16 protein-coding genes, 1 pseudogene and 1 riboswitch are annotated in these 19,839 nt (G+C 36.5%); of the genes and pseudogenes, 8 read left to right on the top strand and 9 right to left on the bottom strand.

Annotation, left to right across the window (positions count from 1 at the left end; all coding sequences use genetic code 11):
- Nucleotides 1-35: 35 nt before the first annotated feature.
- The 4 genes from QJV33_RS01780 to QJV33_RS01765 all read left to right on the top strand — a co-directional run bounded on the left by QJV33_RS01780 (nt 36) and on the right by QJV33_RS01765 (nt 7,981).
- Entirely contained in the window at nt 36-2,219 is a 2,184-nt protein-coding gene (locus tag QJV33_RS01780; RefSeq protein ID WP_281461706.1) for an FUSC family protein, read from the top strand.
- A gap of 121 nt (nt 2,220-2,340) precedes the next feature.
- A riboswitch (TPP riboswitch) is annotated at nt 2,341-2,438 on the top strand.
- Nucleotides 2,431-4,827, top strand: coding sequence for a TonB-dependent receptor (locus QJV33_RS01775; protein WP_281461705.1), 2,397 nt, complete (start codon nt 2,431-2,433; stop codon nt 4,825-4,827). It overlaps the preceding riboswitch by 8 nt.
- Before the next feature lie 439 nt (nt 4,828-5,266).
- Nucleotides 5,267-6,211, top strand: a complete 945-nt coding sequence (locus QJV33_RS01770) for an ABC transporter substrate-binding protein (RefSeq protein WP_281461704.1) — start codon at nt 5,267-5,269, stop codon at nt 6,209-6,211.
- A gap of 354 nt (nt 6,212-6,565) precedes the next feature.
- Nucleotides 6,566-7,981 carry a sulfatase family protein gene (locus tag QJV33_RS01765; protein ID WP_281461703.1) on the top strand — a complete coding sequence of 472 codons (1,416 nt, stop codon included), beginning with the start codon at nt 6,566-6,568 and terminating at the stop codon, nt 7,979-7,981.
- Between the two features lie 250 nt (nt 7,982-8,231).
- Here the strand turns inward: QJV33_RS01765 and QJV33_RS01760 are convergent.
- The 3 genes and pseudogenes from QJV33_RS01760 to QJV33_RS01750 form a co-directional block, all read right to left on the bottom strand.
- Nucleotides 8,232-9,266: pseudogene (locus QJV33_RS01760) on the bottom strand (acyltransferase).
- Between the two features lie 47 nt (nt 9,267-9,313).
- A complete protein-coding gene (locus QJV33_RS01755; protein WP_281461702.1) occupies nt 9,314-10,234 on the bottom strand; it encodes a bifunctional enoyl-CoA hydratase/phosphate acetyltransferase in 921 nt (306 codons plus the stop codon).
- A gap of 5 nt (nt 10,235-10,239) precedes the next feature.
- Entirely contained in the window at nt 10,240-10,746 is a 507-nt protein-coding gene (locus QJV33_RS01750; protein WP_281461701.1) for a DUF721 domain-containing protein, read from the bottom strand.
- 21 nt (nt 10,747-10,767) lie between these two features.
- Between QJV33_RS01750 and mutY the strand changes: the two genes are divergently transcribed.
- From mutY to QJV33_RS01735, 3 genes are all read left to right on the top strand, one after another.
- Complete coding sequence (mutY, locus tag QJV33_RS01745; protein ID WP_281461700.1) at nt 10,768-11,850, top strand: A/G-specific adenine glycosylase; 1,083 nt, start codon at nt 10,768-10,770, stop codon at nt 11,848-11,850.
- A gap of 9 nt (nt 11,851-11,859) precedes the next feature.
- Nucleotides 11,860-12,864, top strand: a complete 1,005-nt coding sequence (gene hemH / locus QJV33_RS01740) for a ferrochelatase (protein ID WP_281461699.1) — start codon at nt 11,860-11,862, stop codon at nt 12,862-12,864.
- Between the two features lie 163 nt (nt 12,865-13,027).
- On the top strand, nt 13,028-13,381 hold the full coding sequence (locus tag QJV33_RS01735; RefSeq protein ID WP_281461698.1) for a POTRA domain-containing protein: 354 nt from the start codon (nt 13,028-13,030) through the stop codon (nt 13,379-13,381).
- On the opposite strand, the gene QJV33_RS01730 is transcribed toward QJV33_RS01735, so the two are convergent.
- Complete coding sequence (locus QJV33_RS01730; protein ID WP_281461697.1) at nt 13,378-13,533, bottom strand: hypothetical protein; 156 nt, start codon at nt 13,531-13,533, stop codon at nt 13,378-13,380. The genes QJV33_RS01735 and QJV33_RS01730 overlap by 4 nt on opposite strands.
- 64 nt (nt 13,534-13,597) lie before the next feature.
- Between QJV33_RS01730 and QJV33_RS01725 the strand changes: the two genes are divergently transcribed.
- Complete coding sequence (locus QJV33_RS01725) at nt 13,598-13,927, top strand: DMT family transporter (protein WP_281461696.1); 330 nt, start codon at nt 13,598-13,600, stop codon at nt 13,925-13,927.
- 47 nt (nt 13,928-13,974) lie between these two features.
- On the opposite strand, the gene QJV33_RS01720 is transcribed toward QJV33_RS01725, so the two are convergent.
- The 5 genes from QJV33_RS01720 to QJV33_RS01700 all read right to left on the bottom strand — a co-directional run bounded on the left by QJV33_RS01720 (nt 13,975) and on the right by QJV33_RS01700 (nt 19,828).
- Nucleotides 13,975-14,976, bottom strand: coding sequence for an aldo/keto reductase (locus QJV33_RS01720; RefSeq protein WP_281461695.1), 1,002 nt, complete (start codon nt 14,974-14,976; stop codon nt 13,975-13,977).
- Nucleotides 14,977-15,252: 276 nt separating this feature from the next.
- Complete coding sequence (gene fucP / locus QJV33_RS01715; protein WP_281461694.1) at nt 15,253-16,572, bottom strand: L-fucose:H+ symporter permease; 1,320 nt, start codon at nt 16,570-16,572, stop codon at nt 15,253-15,255.
- A gap of 137 nt (nt 16,573-16,709) precedes the next feature.
- Nucleotides 16,710-17,780, bottom strand: coding sequence for an AI-2E family transporter (locus QJV33_RS01710; RefSeq protein ID WP_281461693.1), 1,071 nt, complete (start codon nt 17,778-17,780; stop codon nt 16,710-16,712).
- Nucleotides 17,781-17,884: 104 nt separating this feature from the next.
- Nucleotides 17,885-18,706, bottom strand: coding sequence for an ABC transporter ATP-binding protein (locus QJV33_RS01705; RefSeq protein ID WP_281461692.1), 822 nt, complete (start codon nt 18,704-18,706; stop codon nt 17,885-17,887).
- 18 nt (nt 18,707-18,724) lie between these two features.
- Nucleotides 18,725-19,828, bottom strand: a complete 1,104-nt coding sequence (locus QJV33_RS01700; RefSeq protein WP_281461691.1) for a glycosyltransferase 61 family protein — start codon at nt 19,826-19,828, stop codon at nt 18,725-18,727.
- Nucleotides 19,829-19,839: the final 11 nt, after the last annotated feature.

The following is a 19,839-nucleotide window of genomic DNA, read 5'->3' as shown; positions in this document are numbered from 1 at the left end:
GGCAAGTTTTTCACTTTCATTTAAAAAGGGTTATTGTGACACGACTTCAAACAGTCACGTCTTGGATGGATAGGCATTTACTAATACGCAAAGAATTTATAGAATCTTTTCGTTGGATTTATGCGCCATCCGCATCAGCCTTTTTTTTTGCATTGCGGACAACGATTGCGTCTTTCCTAGCGTTGGCGATTGCATTATGGTTGCAAATGGACAGCCCAAAATGGGCGCCTATGACGGTTTGGGTATGCGCACGCAATACATCGCGTGGGGAAACGATTTCCAAAGCCTATTGGCGTGCGGTTGGAACGGTTTTTGGTGCGATTGCAGCCGTCTTTTTTGTTGCGATATTCCCTCAAGAGGCGTGGTTATTTGATATTGCGGTCACGCTATTTGTGTCGATTTGCGTATGGTTTGGAACTTGTATGCAAAGTTTCAAAGCATATGCCATGGTGCTGGCGGGATATACGTGTGCGATTATTGCTTTTGGTTCTGTGGATAATCCCAACGGTATTTTTATGTTGGCGATGTCACGAACGACTTATATTCTTTTGGGTGTTTTTGCTGATAGTTTTGTGGGTCGTATTTTTGATTTAAATCTTGATAGTCATGCGCGTAAGCAACTGAATGACAATTTATTGTTTGCAATCAAAGGGACGTTGGAATCTGTTTTTAAGATTGTTGGTGGGGATACCAAGGCGATTGTAGAGTCCCAAGAGTTATTTGATTCTATTGTAAATTTTAATTCTTCGATTGAATTTAGACAAATTGAAATGAATGGGTATGACCATACTGGGGATCATGCGCATGCTGCGTTATTTTCGGTGACAGCGGTTATTGCCAGAGGGATGGGATTGGCGACCCAGATGTCGCATTTCCAAAATGTAACGTCTGAATTCACAACGATTATTCCACAAGTTCAAGATCGTTTAGAAAAGCTATTGCGTCGGATCGATCAAGAGCAAGATTTTAAACATGAACAAAGGCAATTAAATAAATTGCGCTGGGAATGTCGACAACGTATTACAGATAGTTTTTATGAAAAGAACTATTCAGGCGATCCAGAGGATTGTGAAAAATATAAAGAAGCGATCTTTAACGATCGAATTTTATTTAGAACCTTAAGTGAGCTTTTGGGTGAATTGCAAGTGACGTTGGATGAGTATTATAAAAGTACACATCCTGTGCAAAATGATCCTTTTAAATTTCATGTTCATCCTTCTTTAAATTATGATTTGGCATGGAAAAATTGTATTCGCACGTTAATGGCGATGTTTGCAGCATGTATCATGTGGTATATTACCGGTTGGGATAAAGGGGGTTCAGCTGTTGCCTTGGTTGGGATGGGATGTGCACGTTTTTGCTTGTTTGAAAATCCATCTGCGACGACGATGGGATGGTTAAAAGGGTCTTTATGGGCGTTGTTGGCTGGGTGGTTATTAACCTTTTATTTTATTCCATCGCTAAGCGATATTGAGACATTATGTGCTGTATTATTTATTCCAACCATGATTGGTGGATTGGGAATTGCCAATCCGAAAACGCTATCTGTATCAGCGTCGTATGCTTCTTATTTGCCTTATATGGTTGGGTTGGATAATGGGGTGCGGTTGGATGAAATATCTTTTTTTAATAATTCATTATCTTTATTTATGGGAATTATTATTACTATACTTTCTTTTAAATTATTTTATCCCTATACACCACTTCATACTCGGTTACATTTGCGTCAGACATTACTAAAAAAATTACGTTTATTACCCAAAGTCACAAAAAAAAGTCCGCGTATTTGGTTATTTCAAACCACTGAATTATTGGTCACAATGATGCGACAATTAAATACAACCAAAAATACTAAAGTTGTGCAGGCGTATCACTTGGGTACCATCGCCGTTATGATGATTGGGCTGAATGTCTTGCGGTTACGCTCTATGATTGATCAAGACATTGTGACGAATGACATTAAAATACTCTTAAAAATTGTTTTGCGACGTGTTGAAAGATTTAACGTGCATGGTTCTTATGGTCGCACAGTCATGATGGCGCATAATGTGATTAGGCGGTTGCGTAAAAGGGAAAAAATTGAAAAAAATCTGGCAGTTAGGATGGAGATTATTGCTGCTATTTCAGGTCTGACCATTATTGCAGATTCACTAGAGAAAAATGCGGCATTTTTAGATGTAAATCATTATTTCCTATTGGATGATAAATGGAACGAGTAAAAAGATAAAAATTGGAATGAATGTGAATTCACTTAAAAATCACACTATTGATCGAAATGGATTATTCTTGATAAAAAGGTCTATTCAAACCTATTGAAATACAGTAAATAGCTAAAATAATTTGTTTTAACCGGGGTGTCTCTCTGATTAGAGGCTGAGAATATACCCGTAGAACCTGATCTGGATCATGCCAGCGAAGGGAGAGGAAAAAATGACACTTAAAGTCTCGTTATTCGTACGCGTATCTTTTGTAATCACACTCTTATTGCCTTGTATTGATGAGAAAAGTCTGGCTCAAGAAGCTTTGTCAGTGCCATCATCTGAACCTTATATTACAGATCAAAGAGATGGGGAACATATTACGGTGACAGGTAAAACCCCACGATATAAAACAGCTTATGGGTATGCAGGCGATCAAGCAGGCGGTGGGTTGATAAAGCCTGAAACCGCAAATAAATCGGTCAGCAATATTTCTCAAAATTATATTCAAATGCAGGCACCAACATCCAATGTGTTTAATCTTCTCAGTATGTTACCTGGGGCGAATGTGTCGAGCTCTGATCCTTATGGAATATCTTCGCAAAATGATATTACTGTGCGTGGAATGACGGGGAATTCGATCGGGTATGTAATGGAAGGAATGCCACTCAATGATGCCTCTGATGGATTTGGGTATTTAAATCAGTTTGTCGATAGTGAAAATTTACAAACCATTTCCTTGGCTCAAGGATCTCCTGATTTAGACAGCCCTGTTTATAATGCAGCAGGTGGGGTGGTTAATTTAAAATTACGAGACCCTGTGGATCATTTTGGAGGCATGACAGAGCTGTCCTATGGATCACACCATACAGGGCGTGCCTTTATGCGAATTGACACGGGTGAGGTCGGTAAAACGGGCATCAAAGGATTTATTTCTTATTCTTACACAGGTGGCAATAATTGGCGTGGACCTGGATATGACCACAGAAATCATATTGATTTCAAGTTCACCAAAGAATGGGGGAATGATAACCATGTTTCATTGCTTGGGGATTGGAACCACGCATTAAGCAGCAGCTATTATACGCCAACGAAATCTGAATGGATTACAGAAGGGCCAGGGAATGGTAATAATTATTCTGGAACATGGTATAAAGATCGTCTTGAAAATACAAATTATTGGAAATTATATCAACAAACATTCCAACAAATCTATGTTGCTGCACCCTCTCAATTTACATTAACTGATAAATTACAATTCAAAGTCACCCCTTATTTTCAATATGGGTATGGGAATTCACCATATGGAACCATATTAAACACAGATAGTTTATGGCAAGGGAACCAACCTGTTGATGGCAAGATGTCTATCCCAGGGGCGGTGGATGGCTCTGCACTGGTAATGGGCGGGTGGTTTCAACGCACCTATCGTTCAGGCTTTACACCGACACTGACTTATAATCTAAAACATCATCAGTTATTATTGGGATATTGGTATGATTATTCAGATGATGTTGTCACACAACCTTTTACGGCAGTATCATCAAATGGAAAACCATGGGATTTATGGAGTGGTTCTAACAATAACATTCATTTACCCAATGGTCAGCAATTAGCTGCCGAAAACGATCATACAATTACACAAACGAATGCCATATTTTTGGGCGATCATATGAATTTTATGGATCATAAGTTGTTTATCGATGTGGGGTTCAAGCAAGTATTTTTGAACCGTGCAGGCTGGAATCAATTACCTGGTCCACAATATCGCACGGGTGACAATGTTTCTAAACCTTTGCCAAGAATAGGAATGCGGTATCAATTTACCAAAGAGCATCAGATTTTTGCCAGTGTGAATACGAATTTTGCTGTGCCGCATAAATCAACTTTGTTTGATACATATGATCCCAATTCAGGCAATATTGTTCAATCAGGAACGAATAACTTAAAAACAGAATATTCTATCGAAGAAGAGCTGGGATATCGGTATAATGGATCAAGGTTCCTAGGCAGTATTACGTTTTTTAATTATAATTATACGAACCGTATGATTTCAACAATCTTGCGTCAAAATGGGGCTTGGGTAGGTTCCAGTATTAATGCTGGTGGGCAAACATCGCGTGGGGTTGATGCAGAAATTGGATTAAAACCTTGGCATCATTTCAGCCCTTATGTTTCTGGAGAATATTTATATACCAGAATGGATAATGATTTGCGCACCTATGGCGATTTATTACCTACTAAAGGCAAACAAGCTGTGCGTAGTCCACCTTGGCAATTTGCTGTGGGGTTAACTTATGATAATGGGCATTTTTTTGCCAATGGAAATGTCAAAATGGTGGGTAAGCAATATGCAACCTTTATGAATGATGAATCTATTGGTTCTTTTGCAACGGGTAATGTGGCAATTGGATATCGATTTGATAGTTATGGATTTATGAAGCACCCACAAATTCGTATGAATTTTATCAATATTACCGATCAAAAATATCTTTCTGGTGTTTCCAGCCCAACCAGTAATGCCCATGATACAGTGGGAAAATATGGTACAACCATTCCTGGATCGTCGCCTTATTATTATATTGGCGGTGGATTTGCGACAATGTTGACCATGACGACTGCGTTTTAGACAAGATATTAATTATGAAAAAGTAGTAATCATGTTGGATGATAAAATTAAAGCAAAATGATCTATATTATCTTTTCCTACAAAAATTATTGATGATTGGAAGCCATTAGCAAATCAATTCAATGCTGCTATTGAACGCACAAAACATAAGTGAGTAATGTATGTTGGTCTTGATTTATGTTAAGGATTTTTGATTTTATTTTCGATCAGTTTATCAATATTTATGGGTGGATATTGCCCCTGATTTTAGAAACAGAAATAAAATATAATCGCTTTTGGCATTATGTTATCATTATATTTACTGGGATATATCTTGTTGTTGTTTTTATGACCTCGTTAGCAGGCACAATTATTGTTTTTGCTTTCATTATAAAAACTTTTCTTTTTTGTATTAAGGCGTTGTTTTAAATCATTGTATTGTGTGAATAAGGAATAAAATATGATCAAAAAGCAATATTTGTTGGCTATTTTTATTTTGGTGGCTGGATGTTTCATTAATTCTGGTGCATATGCCAATGATAAAGTCACAGTGATTTTGGATTGGTTTTTAAATGCCAGTCATGAATCATTGTTGGCAGCACAATATAGTGGGGCGTTTCAACGACATGGATTGGATGTGGAATTGATCGCACCAGCTGATCCCAATGCACCACCAAGACTAGTTGCAGCAGGGCAGGCGGATATGGCTATTTCTTATCCTATACAACTAGGGATGATGGTGGATCAGCATATTCCATTGGTTCAAGTTGGATCTTTGTTGAATCAACCGATGGATGTGTTGATTACGAATGGCAATATTAAATCGATCAAAGACTTAAAAGGCAAGAAAATAGGTGTTGCGATTGCGGGAGATCAACAGGCTGTTTTAGGAAGTATGTTGGCAAGTGCAGGATTATCTTTGTCTGATGTTCAATTAATTAATGTGAATTTTCAACTAGAACAAGCATTAATGACAGGTGCGGTAGATGCGGTGATCGGGGCAGCACGGAATTATGAATTGATTGATTTGCAACAACGTAAATTTCCAGTTTCATTCTTTTATCCTGAAGATTATGGCGTACCAAATTATGATGAGTTAATTTTTGTCGCACGTCCTGACAAAGCCAAAGATCCAAAGATTGCTCGGTTTATGATGGCATTAAAAGAAGGCAATGACTATTTTAAAAACCATTCTGATGAGATGTTCAACAAAGCAATCAAAGATCATCCCGAACTCAATACACCCTTGAACAAAGCCGCATGGCTAGCAACATTGTCTTCAATCGCGCCAGAGCCAGGCAACATAGATGACGCAAAGATTCAGAATTTTATGAATTATTTATTTAATAAAAAAGTGATTAAGCAACAACATCCGTTATCTGATTATGTTGTACAGGTAAAGTAATAGAGCATGATAGATCAGGTGTGTTTTGATGAACCACCTGATCTTTCGAGATATATTCTGATTGTTTATTTTACTTGATTTTTACGTAAAATTCACATGGCTTTTCATTTTTATGTAAATAGCCCTGTGTCATATATTCCTCATATTTCTGAAGATATTTGGGAAATGAAGGAAATGGTAATATAAAAAAGATATTCTATTTTGAACTTAATGGCTAGATGAAGCCCAGAGTAATCAATAATTAAACTATATTTTATAGTTGTATATTTTAAATTACTTAAAATTATAGTTGCATGTTTAATAAAACATACAATATAGTATGTTTAATAAATATTAACAGAAAAGGTAATGATGATGGCTTCTTCATTAAATAGGCGCGGTGTATTGGGGGCTTTTGTTGGATTGGGCGTTGCGACGACGCTTAAAACGAAAGCAAATATTTCCCATCAAACCAAGCAACCAAATATTATTTTTATCTTGGCTGATGATTTGGGATATGGGGATATTAGTTGTTTTGGTAATCCAGGATATACAACACCTGCTATCGATCGTCTTGCAAATGAGGGTGTACGCATGATCCGTTCTTATGCTAATTCAGCGGTTTGTTCGGCAACGCGAACCGCATTGATTACTGGACGCTATCAAGATCGTATAGAATGTGGTTTGGACGAACCATTGACAGGCAAGGATAAAAGAATTGGACTGCGACCAGGATTGCCAACATTGCCTGCACAATTGCAAAAAGCTGGTTATCAAACTGCATTGATTGGGAAATGGCATTTAGGATATCCGCCTCAATTTGGTCCATTGAAAAGTGGATACGATCATTTTTATGGAATATTGGGTGGGGCTGCTGATTATTTTACCCATCAACAGCATAAAGGAGAAGACCAGTTTTATCGTGATAACCAAGTGATTCACGACCACGGATATTTAACAGGGTTACTTGGTAAGGAAACCATTCGTTTAATTGATGAATATGCAAAAACTGATCATCCTTTTTTTATCAGTTTACATTTTAATGCACCCCATTGGCCTTGGGAAGGTTCAGAGGATGAAGCTGAATCAAAACGGATAAATGGACATATTTTTGATTATGATGGTGGCACACAAAAGACTTATGGTAATATGGTTAAAGCAATGGACGACCAAATTGGACAAGTTTTAAAAGCATTGGACGATCACCATTTGGCTGAGAATACAATTATTGTTTTTACCAGTGATAATGGAGGGGAACGCTTTTCAAATATCGCCCCATTTACAGGTATGAAAGGGGAGCTATTAGAAGGTGGGGTGCGTGTTCCTGTTGTCGTGCGTTGGCCAGGCAAGATTAAAGCTGGATCTGTGTCCGAACAAGTAAATATAACAATGGATTGGTTGCCAACATTTATCAATGCTGCTGGGAAAAAACCAGATCCATCGTTCCCAACAGATGGTGTAAATTTATTGCCATTTTTGACGGATACAAACAAAAAAGGCAAGCGCAGTTTGTTTTGGCGTTATAATATCCATGACCAACATGCGCACTTAGAAGGTCAGTATAAATATTTAAAAATTGGTAAGAACGAGTTTTTATTTGATGTTGTTAGTGATCCCAAAGAACGGGCGAATTTAAAAGATCGTTTACCTGAATTATTTTCCAGATTAAAACAAGATTGGAAAAAATGGAATGCAACAATGTTGCCTTATACTCCTCAAAACTACAGCTGGGGTGCAGATGGCAAGCATTTTGCCGATCATTATGGTGTTCCTGCTGATAATGATGAGTAATATTAATAAATATAGAATATTTTGACTAAGAAGTTGTTTTAATCAGACAGAGCGTGCTTTAATGTTTTAAAATTAACGGTTTTAAGCTGTGGTTTCTTTTTATGCTGTAATTTTTAGTAGAAACTAAAGTATAAGCTCAAGATTTAAAATCAAAAAATGGTTTGACAAAGATTAATTGATCAAAATAGAGCAAATACATTAATTTTAATAAAGAAGGCATAATCAAGATAAAATTGTTTCAAATTGATTATCAGCTTAAGACTTTATTTAATAGTGGGATTTTTAAGAAAAATATTGTAGCTATATATGCTCCAAAAAAGGATATAAAGAAGAGAAGAGAGCATTTTAAATACCAGATTATTTTTATATCCTTGATATAATATAAAATGATAAATATGATTGCATAATGGAAAATATAGATTCCAAAAGATTTCTTACCTATATCATTTAAAAAATAAAGATTCATACAAGATAAAAGATATTTGAGTATAAAAAACAATGATACGCTAGATATAAATATAGGCAAAGAACTTCCGTACCAATGCATATTTATATTAGTATGCATATCTAAAATATATAAAAAACAAGTTGTTGAGAAAAAAGAAAGAATAGAGAAAATCAACCAAATTTTGTTATGTTTTATTTTAATATTGAATAAATAGTAACCTAAAATAAAGTAAGCAACATAGGGACCAGTAAATTCTTTCCCAAATTTGTTTAATGCTGTTTCTATATTAGCTACGTAAAATATATCCTGAATTTGATTGAAAAGTAGGCATAGAAAAATATAAAGCAACAATTCTTTGTTAGTTGAATTTATAACCATTTTCGATATAAAAGGAGCCATTAAGTAAAGAAGTATCAAAGGATACATAAACTATAATTGAATAGCTTTACCATCATCACCTTTATAGATACCGTTATAATGATAAATGGCTGATGATACAGCATGTATAATAGGCTTACCAGTTGTTATTAAGAAAATCGTGTTGGTTACAATCGCACAAAGAGCGATTGCGAAAATAAATCTTGGTATCCTTTTAATATAAAAAGTAAATATGTTTTGGTTATATGCTTTGGCGATAATAAATGCACCTGACAACATGAAAAATATAGGCACACCGCATCTATCGATAGAATAAAAAATACTAGTCCAAACTTTGGGAAGATCATATGTATTTTCATGGCAATGTGTAAAAACAACAAGGATCATACATATCGCTTTCAATTGATCTATCCATGATATTCTTGTTGTATTTTTATTTGTAAATTGATTAACATTCATTCTTTATAATGTTAGAGTATCTATTACTAGATACTCTTTGCCTTCTTTTATACACTGTGATAATAAGTTAATTTCGCCATTGCACAAGAAACCAATCGACTATCCAGACCACTGGCACGGCTGGTTAAAATAATTGGGGCTTTGGCACCTAAAACGATACCAGCACTGTCCGCATGGGCAGGTTGATCGCCAATAAAGCATAATGCTTTGAATAAAATATTGCCAGAGATCAAATCGGGTGGGATTAGGATTTGTGCTTTGCCTGTGACTGGTGTATCCAGTTTTTTCATTTGAGCTGCTTTTAAGCTGACGGCATTATCTAAGGCTAATGGACCATCTAAAATGCCATTAGTGATCTGCCCACGATCTGCCATTTTACACAAGGCTGCTGCTTCTAGGGTTGATGGAATATCAGGATTAACCATTTCAACAGCGGATAAAATCGCTACACGTGGCACGCCATAACCCAAGGCATGATGTAAATCGATGGCATTTTGGATAATATGCATTTTGGTGGTTAAATCGGGTGCAATATTAATCGCAGCATCTGAAATAATATAAGGTGTTTCCCAGTTTAAACCATCCATTAAAAAGGCATGAGTAATGCGTTTGCCTGTTCTTAAGCCATTTTCTTTATTCACGACGGCCTTTAGCATGACATCAGTGTGAAGGCTGCCTTTCATTAAGAGTTGCGCTTTGCCTTCACGGATTAATTGCACACTGGCTGTCGCTGCTGCGGCTTCGCTTTTTGCATCAACAATTTCATACCCATCCAAAGAAATATTATGTTTGGCAGCAATGGCTTTGATTTCATCTGTTGGTCCTACAAAAATAGGATTTAACAGCCCGAGCTTGTGTGCTTCTATGCCTGATTCAATGGCAGTATGTTCGCATGGATAACAGACAGCACATTTGGGGGCTTCTTTATCTTTTGCTTTTTCAATTAATTTTTGATGATGTGCAAACATAATGATTATTTTCCTCTGTGTTTAGATTGTAAATGTCCACCTAATCTCGCCAAAGCCTCTTGCAGGGGGCTGTGGGGAAAATTATCTATTTTAATAGGGGCGGGCGGACGAATAGGTAAAATCGGTTTTTTGGATAATGAAGCCAGTGCGTTTCTGTTTGATAAAAATTTGATTGTGGTGACAATGGGTTTGCCACAATAAATATTTATCTTTTGCATGATGTTATTGCTGATATAGTGCATTTCAGCAGCGGTTGTGCTGGAACAAGCGATCGTTAACGTGCCATTGACAAGCCGATAGGGAAATGTAAGGTTTCCATAATGATGACCGATAATATCGTTCCAATCTGTGATTAATTGAATAGTTGACAGTGTTTTTTGTTTGAAAATAGGGCGCGTGACCTTTTGAATAGAGCCAGCAATTTGATACATATCATGATTACGTTTTGCTGTTTTATTTACAGGATAGTCTGCACTATAATATGCATCATTGTCACTATTTTGTTCATCCATGTTTAAAGGCACCATTGATATATGTCGACTCAAATTCCATATGCCACTTTGATTTTACGTTGGTATGATCGTCATCAACGCATTTTGCCATGGCGAGCAAAAACAGGCACAATACCTAATCCTTATTACGTATTGCTTAGCGAGATTATGCTGCAACAAACCCAAGTTGCAACAGTTATTCCATACTTTAACAAGTTTATTGAAAATTTTCCAACGCTTAATGATCTGGCAGAGGCATCATTGGAAAAAGTAATGGCGATGTGGACGGGATTGGGATATTACAGCCGGGCTCGTAACCTTCACCGTTGTGCCCAAGAAATCGCACAACAAGGCGGGATGATCCCCAATGATTATCACGCATTAAAAGCATTACCAGGGATTGGCGATTATACAGCATCGGCAATTTTATCCATTGGGTATAACCAACCTTATGTCGCGGTGGATGGGAATGTAGAGCGTGTAACGGCACGATTATTTGCAATCCAAGAGCCTTTGCCAGCGGTTAAACCAACATTAATGAGCCTTGCAAAAATACTGAATGCAGGGCAAGAGGCGCAAGTAAGAGCAGGGGATTTTGCACAGGCTTTGTTTGATATTGGCGCAACAATCTGCAAGCCTAAACATCCATTATGCTTAATTTGCCCTTTATCAGAAGTTTGCAAAGCATGTCAGGAGAATATTGCTGATATTTTACCAATACGTCAAAAGAAAACGGCGAAACCGACGAAATATGGTATTTCTCTGTTTATCCAAAATGAAAAAGGTCAAATTTTACTGTGTAAACGTCCAGAAAAAGGTGTGTTGGCTGGAACAATGGAATTGCCTAGCACATTATGGTCAGAGCAATTTACGTCTTTAGAACAAGCACTTAATGAAATTGGTTGTCATGGAAATTTTAAAGAAAGTGGACAGATAAAGCATGTCTTTACACATTTTACTTTAAAAGTTAAGTTGTTTAAACTAGAGAATAATTTAAAGTTGCTTGAGAAAACACAGGACAATATATGGATTGATTTGAATAAGTTGAGCCAATATCCTTGTTCATCTTTAATGAAAAAAATGATTGCCTATATGACCACAATATCATCCGAAGATTTAAAATAGGAAAATATCATGAATAATAATCAGAATAATCGTCCCAAGATAGGTGTATTATTGGTGAATTTGGGAACGCCAGAGGGAACGGATTATTGGTCTATTCGTCGATATTTGTCCGAGTTTCTGTCGGATAAACGTGTGATTGAGCTATCGTCTTGGTTATGGCAGCCGATCTTACAAGGGTTTGTTTTAACATTTCGCCCACGTCGTTTGGGGCATTCCTATAAAAAAATATGGGATAAAACCAAAAATAAAAGCCCATTGGCGGTGGTTACACAAAATCAAGCCGAGACTTTGGAGCTCGAGTTCACACAACAACATATTTGCATTGAATGGGCGATGCGTTATGGCAATCCATCGATTAAAAAGAAACTTAATTTTTTAAAAGATCAAGATTGTAATCATATTTTTGTCTTGCCTTTATATCCACAATATAGTGCAACGACAACGGCAACCGTAAATGATGAAGTGTTTCGCACCTTGATGGGCTATCGCCAACAACCTGCTATACGTACATTATTTTCTTTTGCCGATCATCCTGATTATATCAAGGCGTTACAACATACGATCCAAGAGCAATTGCAATTACTGGCTGTGCAACCCGAACGTATTTTATTGTCTTTTCACGGTTTGCCACTTCGTTATGTGAAAGCAGGAGACCCTTATGAACGGGAATGTCAGAGAACAGCAGCTGCTTTACGTGCTGTCTTGGGTAAAACCGAACAAGAAATGCCGTTGGTTTTTCAATCTCGTTTCGGACCAGATAAATGGTTAGGACCTAATATTGCCGATGTTATTACAGAATATACCAAGCAGGGCATCCAAAATATTGCTGTCGTCGCCCCTGGATTTATGGCGGACTGTTTGGAAACCAGAGAGGAAATCGATTATGAGTATCGAACGCTTTTCTTGTCCAATGGAGGGAAAGAATTTACCTATATTCCTTGTATAAATGACCATCCTTTGGCAATTACTCTGTTAAAAAATCTGATTGACCAAGAAATTAAAGGGTGGGTTTAGGAATATTGATAGAAAATTATTGCAATTTAAAGTCAAATTTATTTAGAATGCGAACTTTATGGTTGAAAAACAAATGAGAATAATTGTGGTAAACAAAAAATATCTTTTTTCTATGATGCTGCTCTGTGGATTTTTTACAGCTCTTATTGTGCATGCAAAACCCATGAATACGCATTCTGTAAGTGAAATATCCCAAGGTAAAACTCAACAAAATACACAAGAAAATCCCGCTTCAGACACTCAAGAGGAATATGTTTCTCAAGCAACCATCAAAAAAATTAGCTTTACCGGAAATACAGCATTTACATCACAAGCATTACAAAAAGTGATCCCATTAAAAGTAGGGAATGTTGCTAATGCAGAGATCATTACGAATTCAATGGTAAAAATTGCACAACTTTACAAGACCAAAAATATCAAAATAACGATCACCCCAATTTTAGAGAAAAAAGCGCTTAATTCAACACAAATTCAATTCGATATTCATGAGCAACAGCCTGCGGTTAAAGCAAATTAAGATCGATTGAATTCATCTGTGTCTCTTTGAATAGCTTCTTCTAATGATTTATGAGCGTTCTCTTTTTGTGTCGATCCAATAATTTTAAGAAAAAACTGAAATAATGAAAAAGCAATAATTGTTAATATCATCATTGTTCCGTATATACCCATTATGATTACTCCTTTTTGTAGTATGTTGGTGTTTATATTATACTTAATATTTGTTAGAAAATGAATGTCTTATATATATTTAGTAATTGCAATCCTCTTAGAGATATGCGCAACCAGCAGTTTAAAAGCATCTGAGGGCTTTACGAATTGGGTTTTTACATTGTTATCTTTAATAGGATATGGTGTTTCTTTTTACTTTTTGTCAATGGCTTTACGTGAAATTTCTGTTGGAATTGCCTATGCGATTTGGTCCGGCATAGGAACAGTAGGCATTTGTTTACTTGCTTGGTTTGTTTATAAGCAAAATTTATCGCTTACTTCCATTATTGGCATCGTTTTTATCGTGACAGGCGTTGTTATTGTTAATCTTGGAAATATAAGCCATCACACATAAACTATTTAAATCCCTTTTATCCATATGATAAAAGGGATAAAAACTGATTAGCGGCTAGGAGGAGCCATAAATTCTGGTGAAATTGGTTCTTTGATATGTTTAGTTAAGATATCATTGATTGTTTCTAAATCTTGTTTAGACAGAGACCAGCCCAAAGCATCTCGAACACCCTCAATTTGCTCTGGCTTTCTGGCTCCCCATAATGGGATATTACCTTGATATTGATCTAAAACCCAACGAATAGCCAAGACTAGCAATGATTTATCGTAATTATCTTTAGCAAAAGCCTTTAGCTCATTGGTCGCGGCCAGATAGTTTTCGAAATGTTCAGCCGAGAATTTAGGATCGGATTTACGCAGATCATCGCCGTTAAATATGCGATCTTTGGTCATTTTACCACTTAATAAGCCACGACATAAAGGACCATAGCAAAGCGCCGCCAGATTATGTTTTTCAGCGTAGGGGAGAATATCTTTTTCAATTTCTCTTTCAAACAAATTATAAGGCGGCTGGATAGAGGATAATTCTGTATATTTACAAATATCTTCCATTTGTTGGACAGAAAAATTACTGACCCCAATGGCTTTGATTTTGCCTTCTTTATGTAATTTATTTAATTCAATCGCGGTTTGTTCAATAGGGGTTTTATCATCAGGCCAATGGATTTGATATAAATCAATGTAATCTGTTTTTAATCGCTTCAAAGATTCTTCAATTTCTTGGCGGATATGTTCAGGTCTAGTGTCACGAAAGACTTTTTGTTTATCATCTGTCCAATTCAGGGCGACCTTGGTTGCAATGACAACCTTGTCTCTTTTTCCTTGTAAGGCTTTTCCAACCACTTCTTCTGAATGCCCAAACCCATAGACCGGGGCTGTATCGATCATATTGATCCCATTATCAATGGCTTTGTGAATGGTTTTAATAGCATTGTCATCATCGGGACCTCCCCACATCCACCCGCCAATTGCCCAAGTTCCAAGGGCAATGCGTAATATAGGTTGGTCTATTCCCTTGATTGTAACAGTATCTTTTGAATTACTTGACATGAAATCTCCTTACACTATCAATATAATAATTAGGCGATTATTTAAAAATAAGTCGTGAATATGTTCTATGATATAGGGTTCGATCGATAGAATCATTCAATTGAGATAAATTATTGTTAAAGGAACAATGTTGTATCCCTGACATCACGTTATAAAGTAACAGTCGATATAATGATGCTAATGATAAATGGGATTGAATGCAACCCCAATATGGAAAGGTTTTTGAACAATTACCCATTCCTTTAATAAATAATTAATAAAGGAATGGTAGTATCGTTAAACAACAGTAGGGGAATTATCTTTTTTTAGATATTCTCTAAGGAAATGAAGCCCAACAATTGCAAAACATATAGCGGATACAGTAAAGGCATGTTGCATAGAATGTAAATGATCGGATACAAATCCTTGGATTGCAGGGACAACCGCACCACCAACAATAGACATGACAGTAATAGCACCGGCGATTTCAACGTATTTTTTATCAACGACCTCTAAATTATTAGCGAAAATCGTTGGCCAACAAGGCCCCATTAGCACGCTGGTTAAGATGGCTGCATAAATCGCGGAAAAGTCACTGGCAAAAGACACATAGAGCAGTAATATTGTTCCAATGATAGAGTAAATAAAGAGGACTAATTTAGGGTTAAAACGGGTCATAAAGACATTGGCTATGAATTTACCAATGAAAAAACAAATAAAGCTGTATAGCATAAAATTGGCAGCTTCTCTTTCATTGTGAGCCCCCAATGCCAAAGCCAATCGAATGGTAAATGACCATACCGCAGTTTGCATGCCAACATAAACAAATTGTGCGATAATACCGTTTCTGAAGCTGGTATTTTTGATTAAATACGAAACTGTTTCCCCAAAAGAGGCTTTTTCGACTTTATGATTTGCAGTGTTGGTTGGTTTACAATTTGGATAGGATGTTAAAATAAATAACAGTAAAACAACAGCAAGAAGAATAATAATATATTTATAAGGGGTTAACGTATATTGCAAATGCTCTAATTGAAAAGCTTTGAGCGCATCTCCAGAAAGATTTTGCACTTGGGAATGAAGGCTGGTGCCGTCCTGAAAAATTAAATATTTTCCCATCAATACACCAGAAATAGCCCCAAAGGGTTGAAAATTTTGACTGATATTGAGTCGCAATGTGGCGTATTTTTTTTGTCCTAGCATAGAGCTGTAGGTATTAGAAGCTGTTTCAAGGAAGCTCAGACCAAAAGCCATGGCAAGGATAGCCGCCAAAAACATTGTATAGGTTGCCATCGTCGAAGCAGGGAAAAATAAAGAACAGCCAATAATATAAACAGCCAGCCCAATAATAATACCTGTCTTATAATTTGTTTTTTTGATAATTAATGAGGCTGGAATAGCAATTAAAAAATAGCCCCCGTAGAATGCACTTTGGACAAGAGCGCTTGCAAAATCACTTAAATTGAAAATACTTTTGAATTGTGTGATTAAAATATCATTCAGGCTAACTGGGATGCCCCATAAGGCAAATAAACAAGAAAGTAAGATAAATTGAAAAATTGGTGTTTTATTTAAATAACCATCTGGAAGCTGTTCAATAGAATTTTTATTAGTCATGAGACTTCCTTTTTACTAATTTAATGCAATTATACTAATCAGTAAAAAAGAGTTAATCTAATCAAAAACAAGTAATTCAAACCGTTCTTTTTATAAATGGGACTCTTTTTCGCGCTCAGTAATATTTTTGTAACAGTTTAATCCAAAGGGGGTAATTTCTCTTCATCTTTAAGTTTTGGCGTGCTGGCATCCATAATTGCCAAAATCGCAGCCGTTAAAGGTGAAGCCAAAATCAATCCTGGCATCCCCAAGATCGTTCCAAAGACGGTTTGTGAAAGAATAGTGATCCCAGGAGGCATGCGTACAGCGTGGTTTTGTACTAATGGAGAAATCACATTCCCCTCTAAAAATTGAATAACACAATATAGAACCAAAACCAAAATAGCTTCTTGTCTTCCTTGGGATAATCCAATCAAAATTGCAGGCACCGCACCGATAATCGCGCCAATATAAGGGATAAAATTCGCCAAGCCTGCAACGACACCCAATGCCAACGCCAATGGGATTCCAATGATGCTCAGCCCAATAAAAGAACAGCTTCCCACAACCAACATGACGATGGATTGTCCTGCTGTCCATGACCACAATGTGTGTCCACCAATTAATAATAATTTACGCATTTGCGGACGTTGACGACTTGGGAATAAACGCAGCAATCCGTTTCCATATAAGGTCGGGGATGCTGCAAAATATAATCCCGCGATAAAGATTACAAAAATAGTACCCAAAACCCCAAAAACAGAGGTAATAAAGCCTGTCATTGAACCTGCTATACGTGATCCCAAAGAAGCACCTGAAGGACGATGCCCACCTCCACCAACAGAGTTTGGCAGATAATCCATAATAATACTGCCTAGTGGATTGGTATGTAATTGATCGCGAAGGCTGCCTACTTGTGTTGTAATGGCATGTTTTAATTTGATAATTTGTTCACTAATTTGTGGCCCGCTGGTTAACATTAATGCAATAAAAGCACTGATGATGACGATAATAATAATCGTTAAGGATATCCAATAAGGCAAGTGTGTATGTTTACGTAAAATAGACGCAAGGCCTTTTAAAATGATGGCCGTTAATGTTGCCGCAAAAACGATCATTAACAAATCACCAATTAACCAAATGGCCAGAATTCCAACAGCGGCGATGACCACGTTTTGAATCAAAGCGTAAAACCGTTCTTGTTGCGTTGGTTCTGTTGGAGAGGGCATAATAGAAGACATTTACAATTTATATTTCAAATAAGAGTAAAATTAAGCCATGTTATTTTATCTTGCAGTGATTATTAGAATAATACAATAGAAGAATTCAATTTTTAAGAGTCAGAATCCATTGTCATCGCATGTTTATAGTGTTCTAAAATCATTTCTGTTGGTCCATCAGCGATAATTTGCCCCGCTTTGAGCCAAATAAGTCGATTACACCATTGCTGTAAAATAGGCAAAGAATGCGTCGTCAACACAAGAATATCAGCTTTGTCAACGATTGATACCAATCGATTACGGGCTTTTTCTTGAAAATTGCTGTCACCCGCCATAAACCATTCATCCATTAATAATATATTAGGAACGATAGAGGTTGATAACCCAAAGCCAAGCCGCATTAACATGCCTGAAGAATATATTTTAATTGGCAGCTCTATAAATTCATTTAACTCGGCAAAGGCTTCGACATCTTTTTCTAATTCTTGGATTTTTTTTGTAGATAGTCCCAGCCTTTTCCCCCGAAGGTAAATATTTTCTCTGCCTGATAATAAAGGGTTCATTCCGGCATTGGTGCTGAGCAACGCTTCTATATGACCATGGCTTTGAATATGACCAGAATTCGGCTCATAAATCCCTGTAATTGCACGAAGTAATGTTGATTTTCCTGCGCCATTATGACCAATTAATCCCACTCTTTCACCAGATCGAATGGTCAAATTAATATCCCGTAATGCTTGAACAACGACATCATTATTGGCTGTTGTGACGATTTCAGCCCCTGTACGTTGGTGATGACGCTGTGGATTATTCATCATTTTCTTGACATTGGAAAATAATGTTTTTTTCAAAGAACGGCTTTCTAATTGAAATACAGGGAATTCAATCGATAGATGTTCAAGTTTAATAAAGCTGGCAGGGGCTGACATGTTCATTATATGCGCTTGGTTAAATCAGATCGAATCAAGTTTATGGACGGCATTTTTAATCATGTCGGCTGTTAAGACAACCCAATCAAGATCAAAGAATGTGTATTGCAATCGATTAGAGGATGAAATCAAATAAGGCCAAGCAGGCAAATAATTTGTTCTGTTTAATGAACGTGTGAATTCAATGACTTCTGTATCACTCTTGCAATATAAAAGATTAATTAACTCTGGTCTATGTGGTGCAATAATTAACTCAGCTTGAGAGAAAAGGATTCTTTGGCTTGTTAAATCCATTTTGTCTAAATCAATACAGGGTATATCTAGTTCTTCCAGTGTTTTTTGTATCAAATCAATATCCTGATTATTCAAAATAGGCTCCATATTTTGATCTTGATTGATGAAAAAACGAGGAGGAAAGTGATCATCATATTTGGTGGTTTTATTAATATGTGAAAAAACTGACTTTGCATCATGAAAATTAAAATAAGAGTGTGGTAAATAACTGTTTGGCCAGAAATAAGTCAATTTCTTGGCTTTATAAATTCCGTCTTTTAACTGAACAACGCGTTTATTTAATCCTGCTTTTTTAAGGGTGGCCTCATAGGTTTCCTTTGAAATTGGATGTGGGATAGACGTGTTTTCACGATATTCTGGAATTACAATTTGTACAGTTTCAGGGGTATACAGGCTTGCTAAATACGCTTTGGACAAGCAATATCCCATCCAGTGATTATAACGCATCCATTGTGAATCAAAAGAGAGAAAGACATGATCTAATAATTCAACATTTTGTAATTCAGGCAGATCGCTTGGTTGAAATTTTGTATCATACATACTTTCTGAAATGGCATGCAAATCATCGGTAATAATCAGACCGTCTATACCGTCTTTAATGATAAAATAAGCATTTTCCAATTCACAAAAAAACAGCATTCCTGCTGGAATTTCGTCAAGCGCTTCTAGTGGTTTTTCATTTTTGGGGTCAATGCCTTGCGCTAAACGCAGCATTTGTTGATTAGGGATAACTTCAACAGGTTTTAACCTTGGGCGAGGGGATGTTGAGACTGAACTCTTTAACACACCCGGTGGGCGAAAGGTGAATGAAGAATATTGACCCTTAATTTTCATTTTAAATACCT

Origin of the sequence: Commensalibacter nepenthis, from assembly GCF_029953305.1 — a bacterium.
GTDB classification, from domain to species: domain Bacteria; phylum Pseudomonadota; class Alphaproteobacteria; order Acetobacterales; family Acetobacteraceae; genus Commensalibacter; species Commensalibacter nepenthis.
Note: the sequence above shows the minus strand (reverse complement) of the source record. Positions and strands in the feature narration are given on the sequence as shown.

What these genes read in the sequence shown, in the direction of transcription:
- QJV33_RS01775 (WP_281461705.1), top strand. Translation starts at nt 2,431, where the DNA reads ATGACACTTAAAGTCTCGTTATTCGTACGCGTATCTTTTGTAATCACA.
- QJV33_RS01770 (WP_281461704.1), top strand. Translation starts at nt 5,267, where the DNA reads ATGATCAAAAAGCAATATTTGTTGGCTATTTTTATTTTGGTGGCTGGA.
- QJV33_RS01765 (WP_281461703.1), top strand. Translation starts at nt 6,566, where the DNA reads ATGGCTTCTTCATTAAATAGGCGCGGTGTATTGGGGGCTTTTGTTGGA.
- QJV33_RS01755 (WP_281461702.1), bottom strand. Translation starts at nt 10,234, where the DNA reads ATGTTTGCACATCATCAAAAATTAATTGAAAAAGCAAAAGATAAAGAA.
- QJV33_RS01750 (WP_281461701.1), bottom strand. Translation starts at nt 10,746, where the DNA reads ATGGATGAACAAAATAGTGACAATGATGCATATTATAGTGCAGACTAT.
- mutY (WP_281461700.1), top strand. Translation starts at nt 10,768, where the DNA reads ATGTCGACTCAAATTCCATATGCCACTTTGATTTTACGTTGGTATGAT.
- hemH (WP_281461699.1), top strand. Translation starts at nt 11,860, where the DNA reads ATGAATAATAATCAGAATAATCGTCCCAAGATAGGTGTATTATTGGTG.
- QJV33_RS01735 (WP_281461698.1), top strand. Translation starts at nt 13,028, where the DNA reads ATGAATACGCATTCTGTAAGTGAAATATCCCAAGGTAAAACTCAACAA.
- QJV33_RS01730 (WP_281461697.1), bottom strand. Translation starts at nt 13,533, where the DNA reads ATGGGTATATACGGAACAATGATGATATTAACAATTATTGCTTTTTCA.
- QJV33_RS01725 (WP_281461696.1), top strand. Translation starts at nt 13,598, where the DNA reads ATGTCTTATATATATTTAGTAATTGCAATCCTCTTAGAGATATGCGCA.
- QJV33_RS01720 (WP_281461695.1), bottom strand. Translation starts at nt 14,976, where the DNA reads ATGTCAAGTAATTCAAAAGATACTGTTACAATCAAGGGAATAGACCAA.
- fucP (WP_281461694.1), bottom strand. Translation starts at nt 16,572, where the DNA reads ATGACTAATAAAAATTCTATTGAACAGCTTCCAGATGGTTATTTAAAT.
- QJV33_RS01710 (WP_281461693.1), bottom strand. Translation starts at nt 17,780, where the DNA reads ATGCCCTCTCCAACAGAACCAACGCAACAAGAACGGTTTTACGCTTTG.
- QJV33_RS01705 (WP_281461692.1), bottom strand. Translation starts at nt 18,706, where the DNA reads ATGAACATGTCAGCCCCTGCCAGCTTTATTAAACTTGAACATCTATCG.
- QJV33_RS01700 (WP_281461691.1), bottom strand. Translation starts at nt 19,828, where the DNA reads ATGAAAATTAAGGGTCAATATTCTTCATTCACCTTTCGCCCACCGGGT.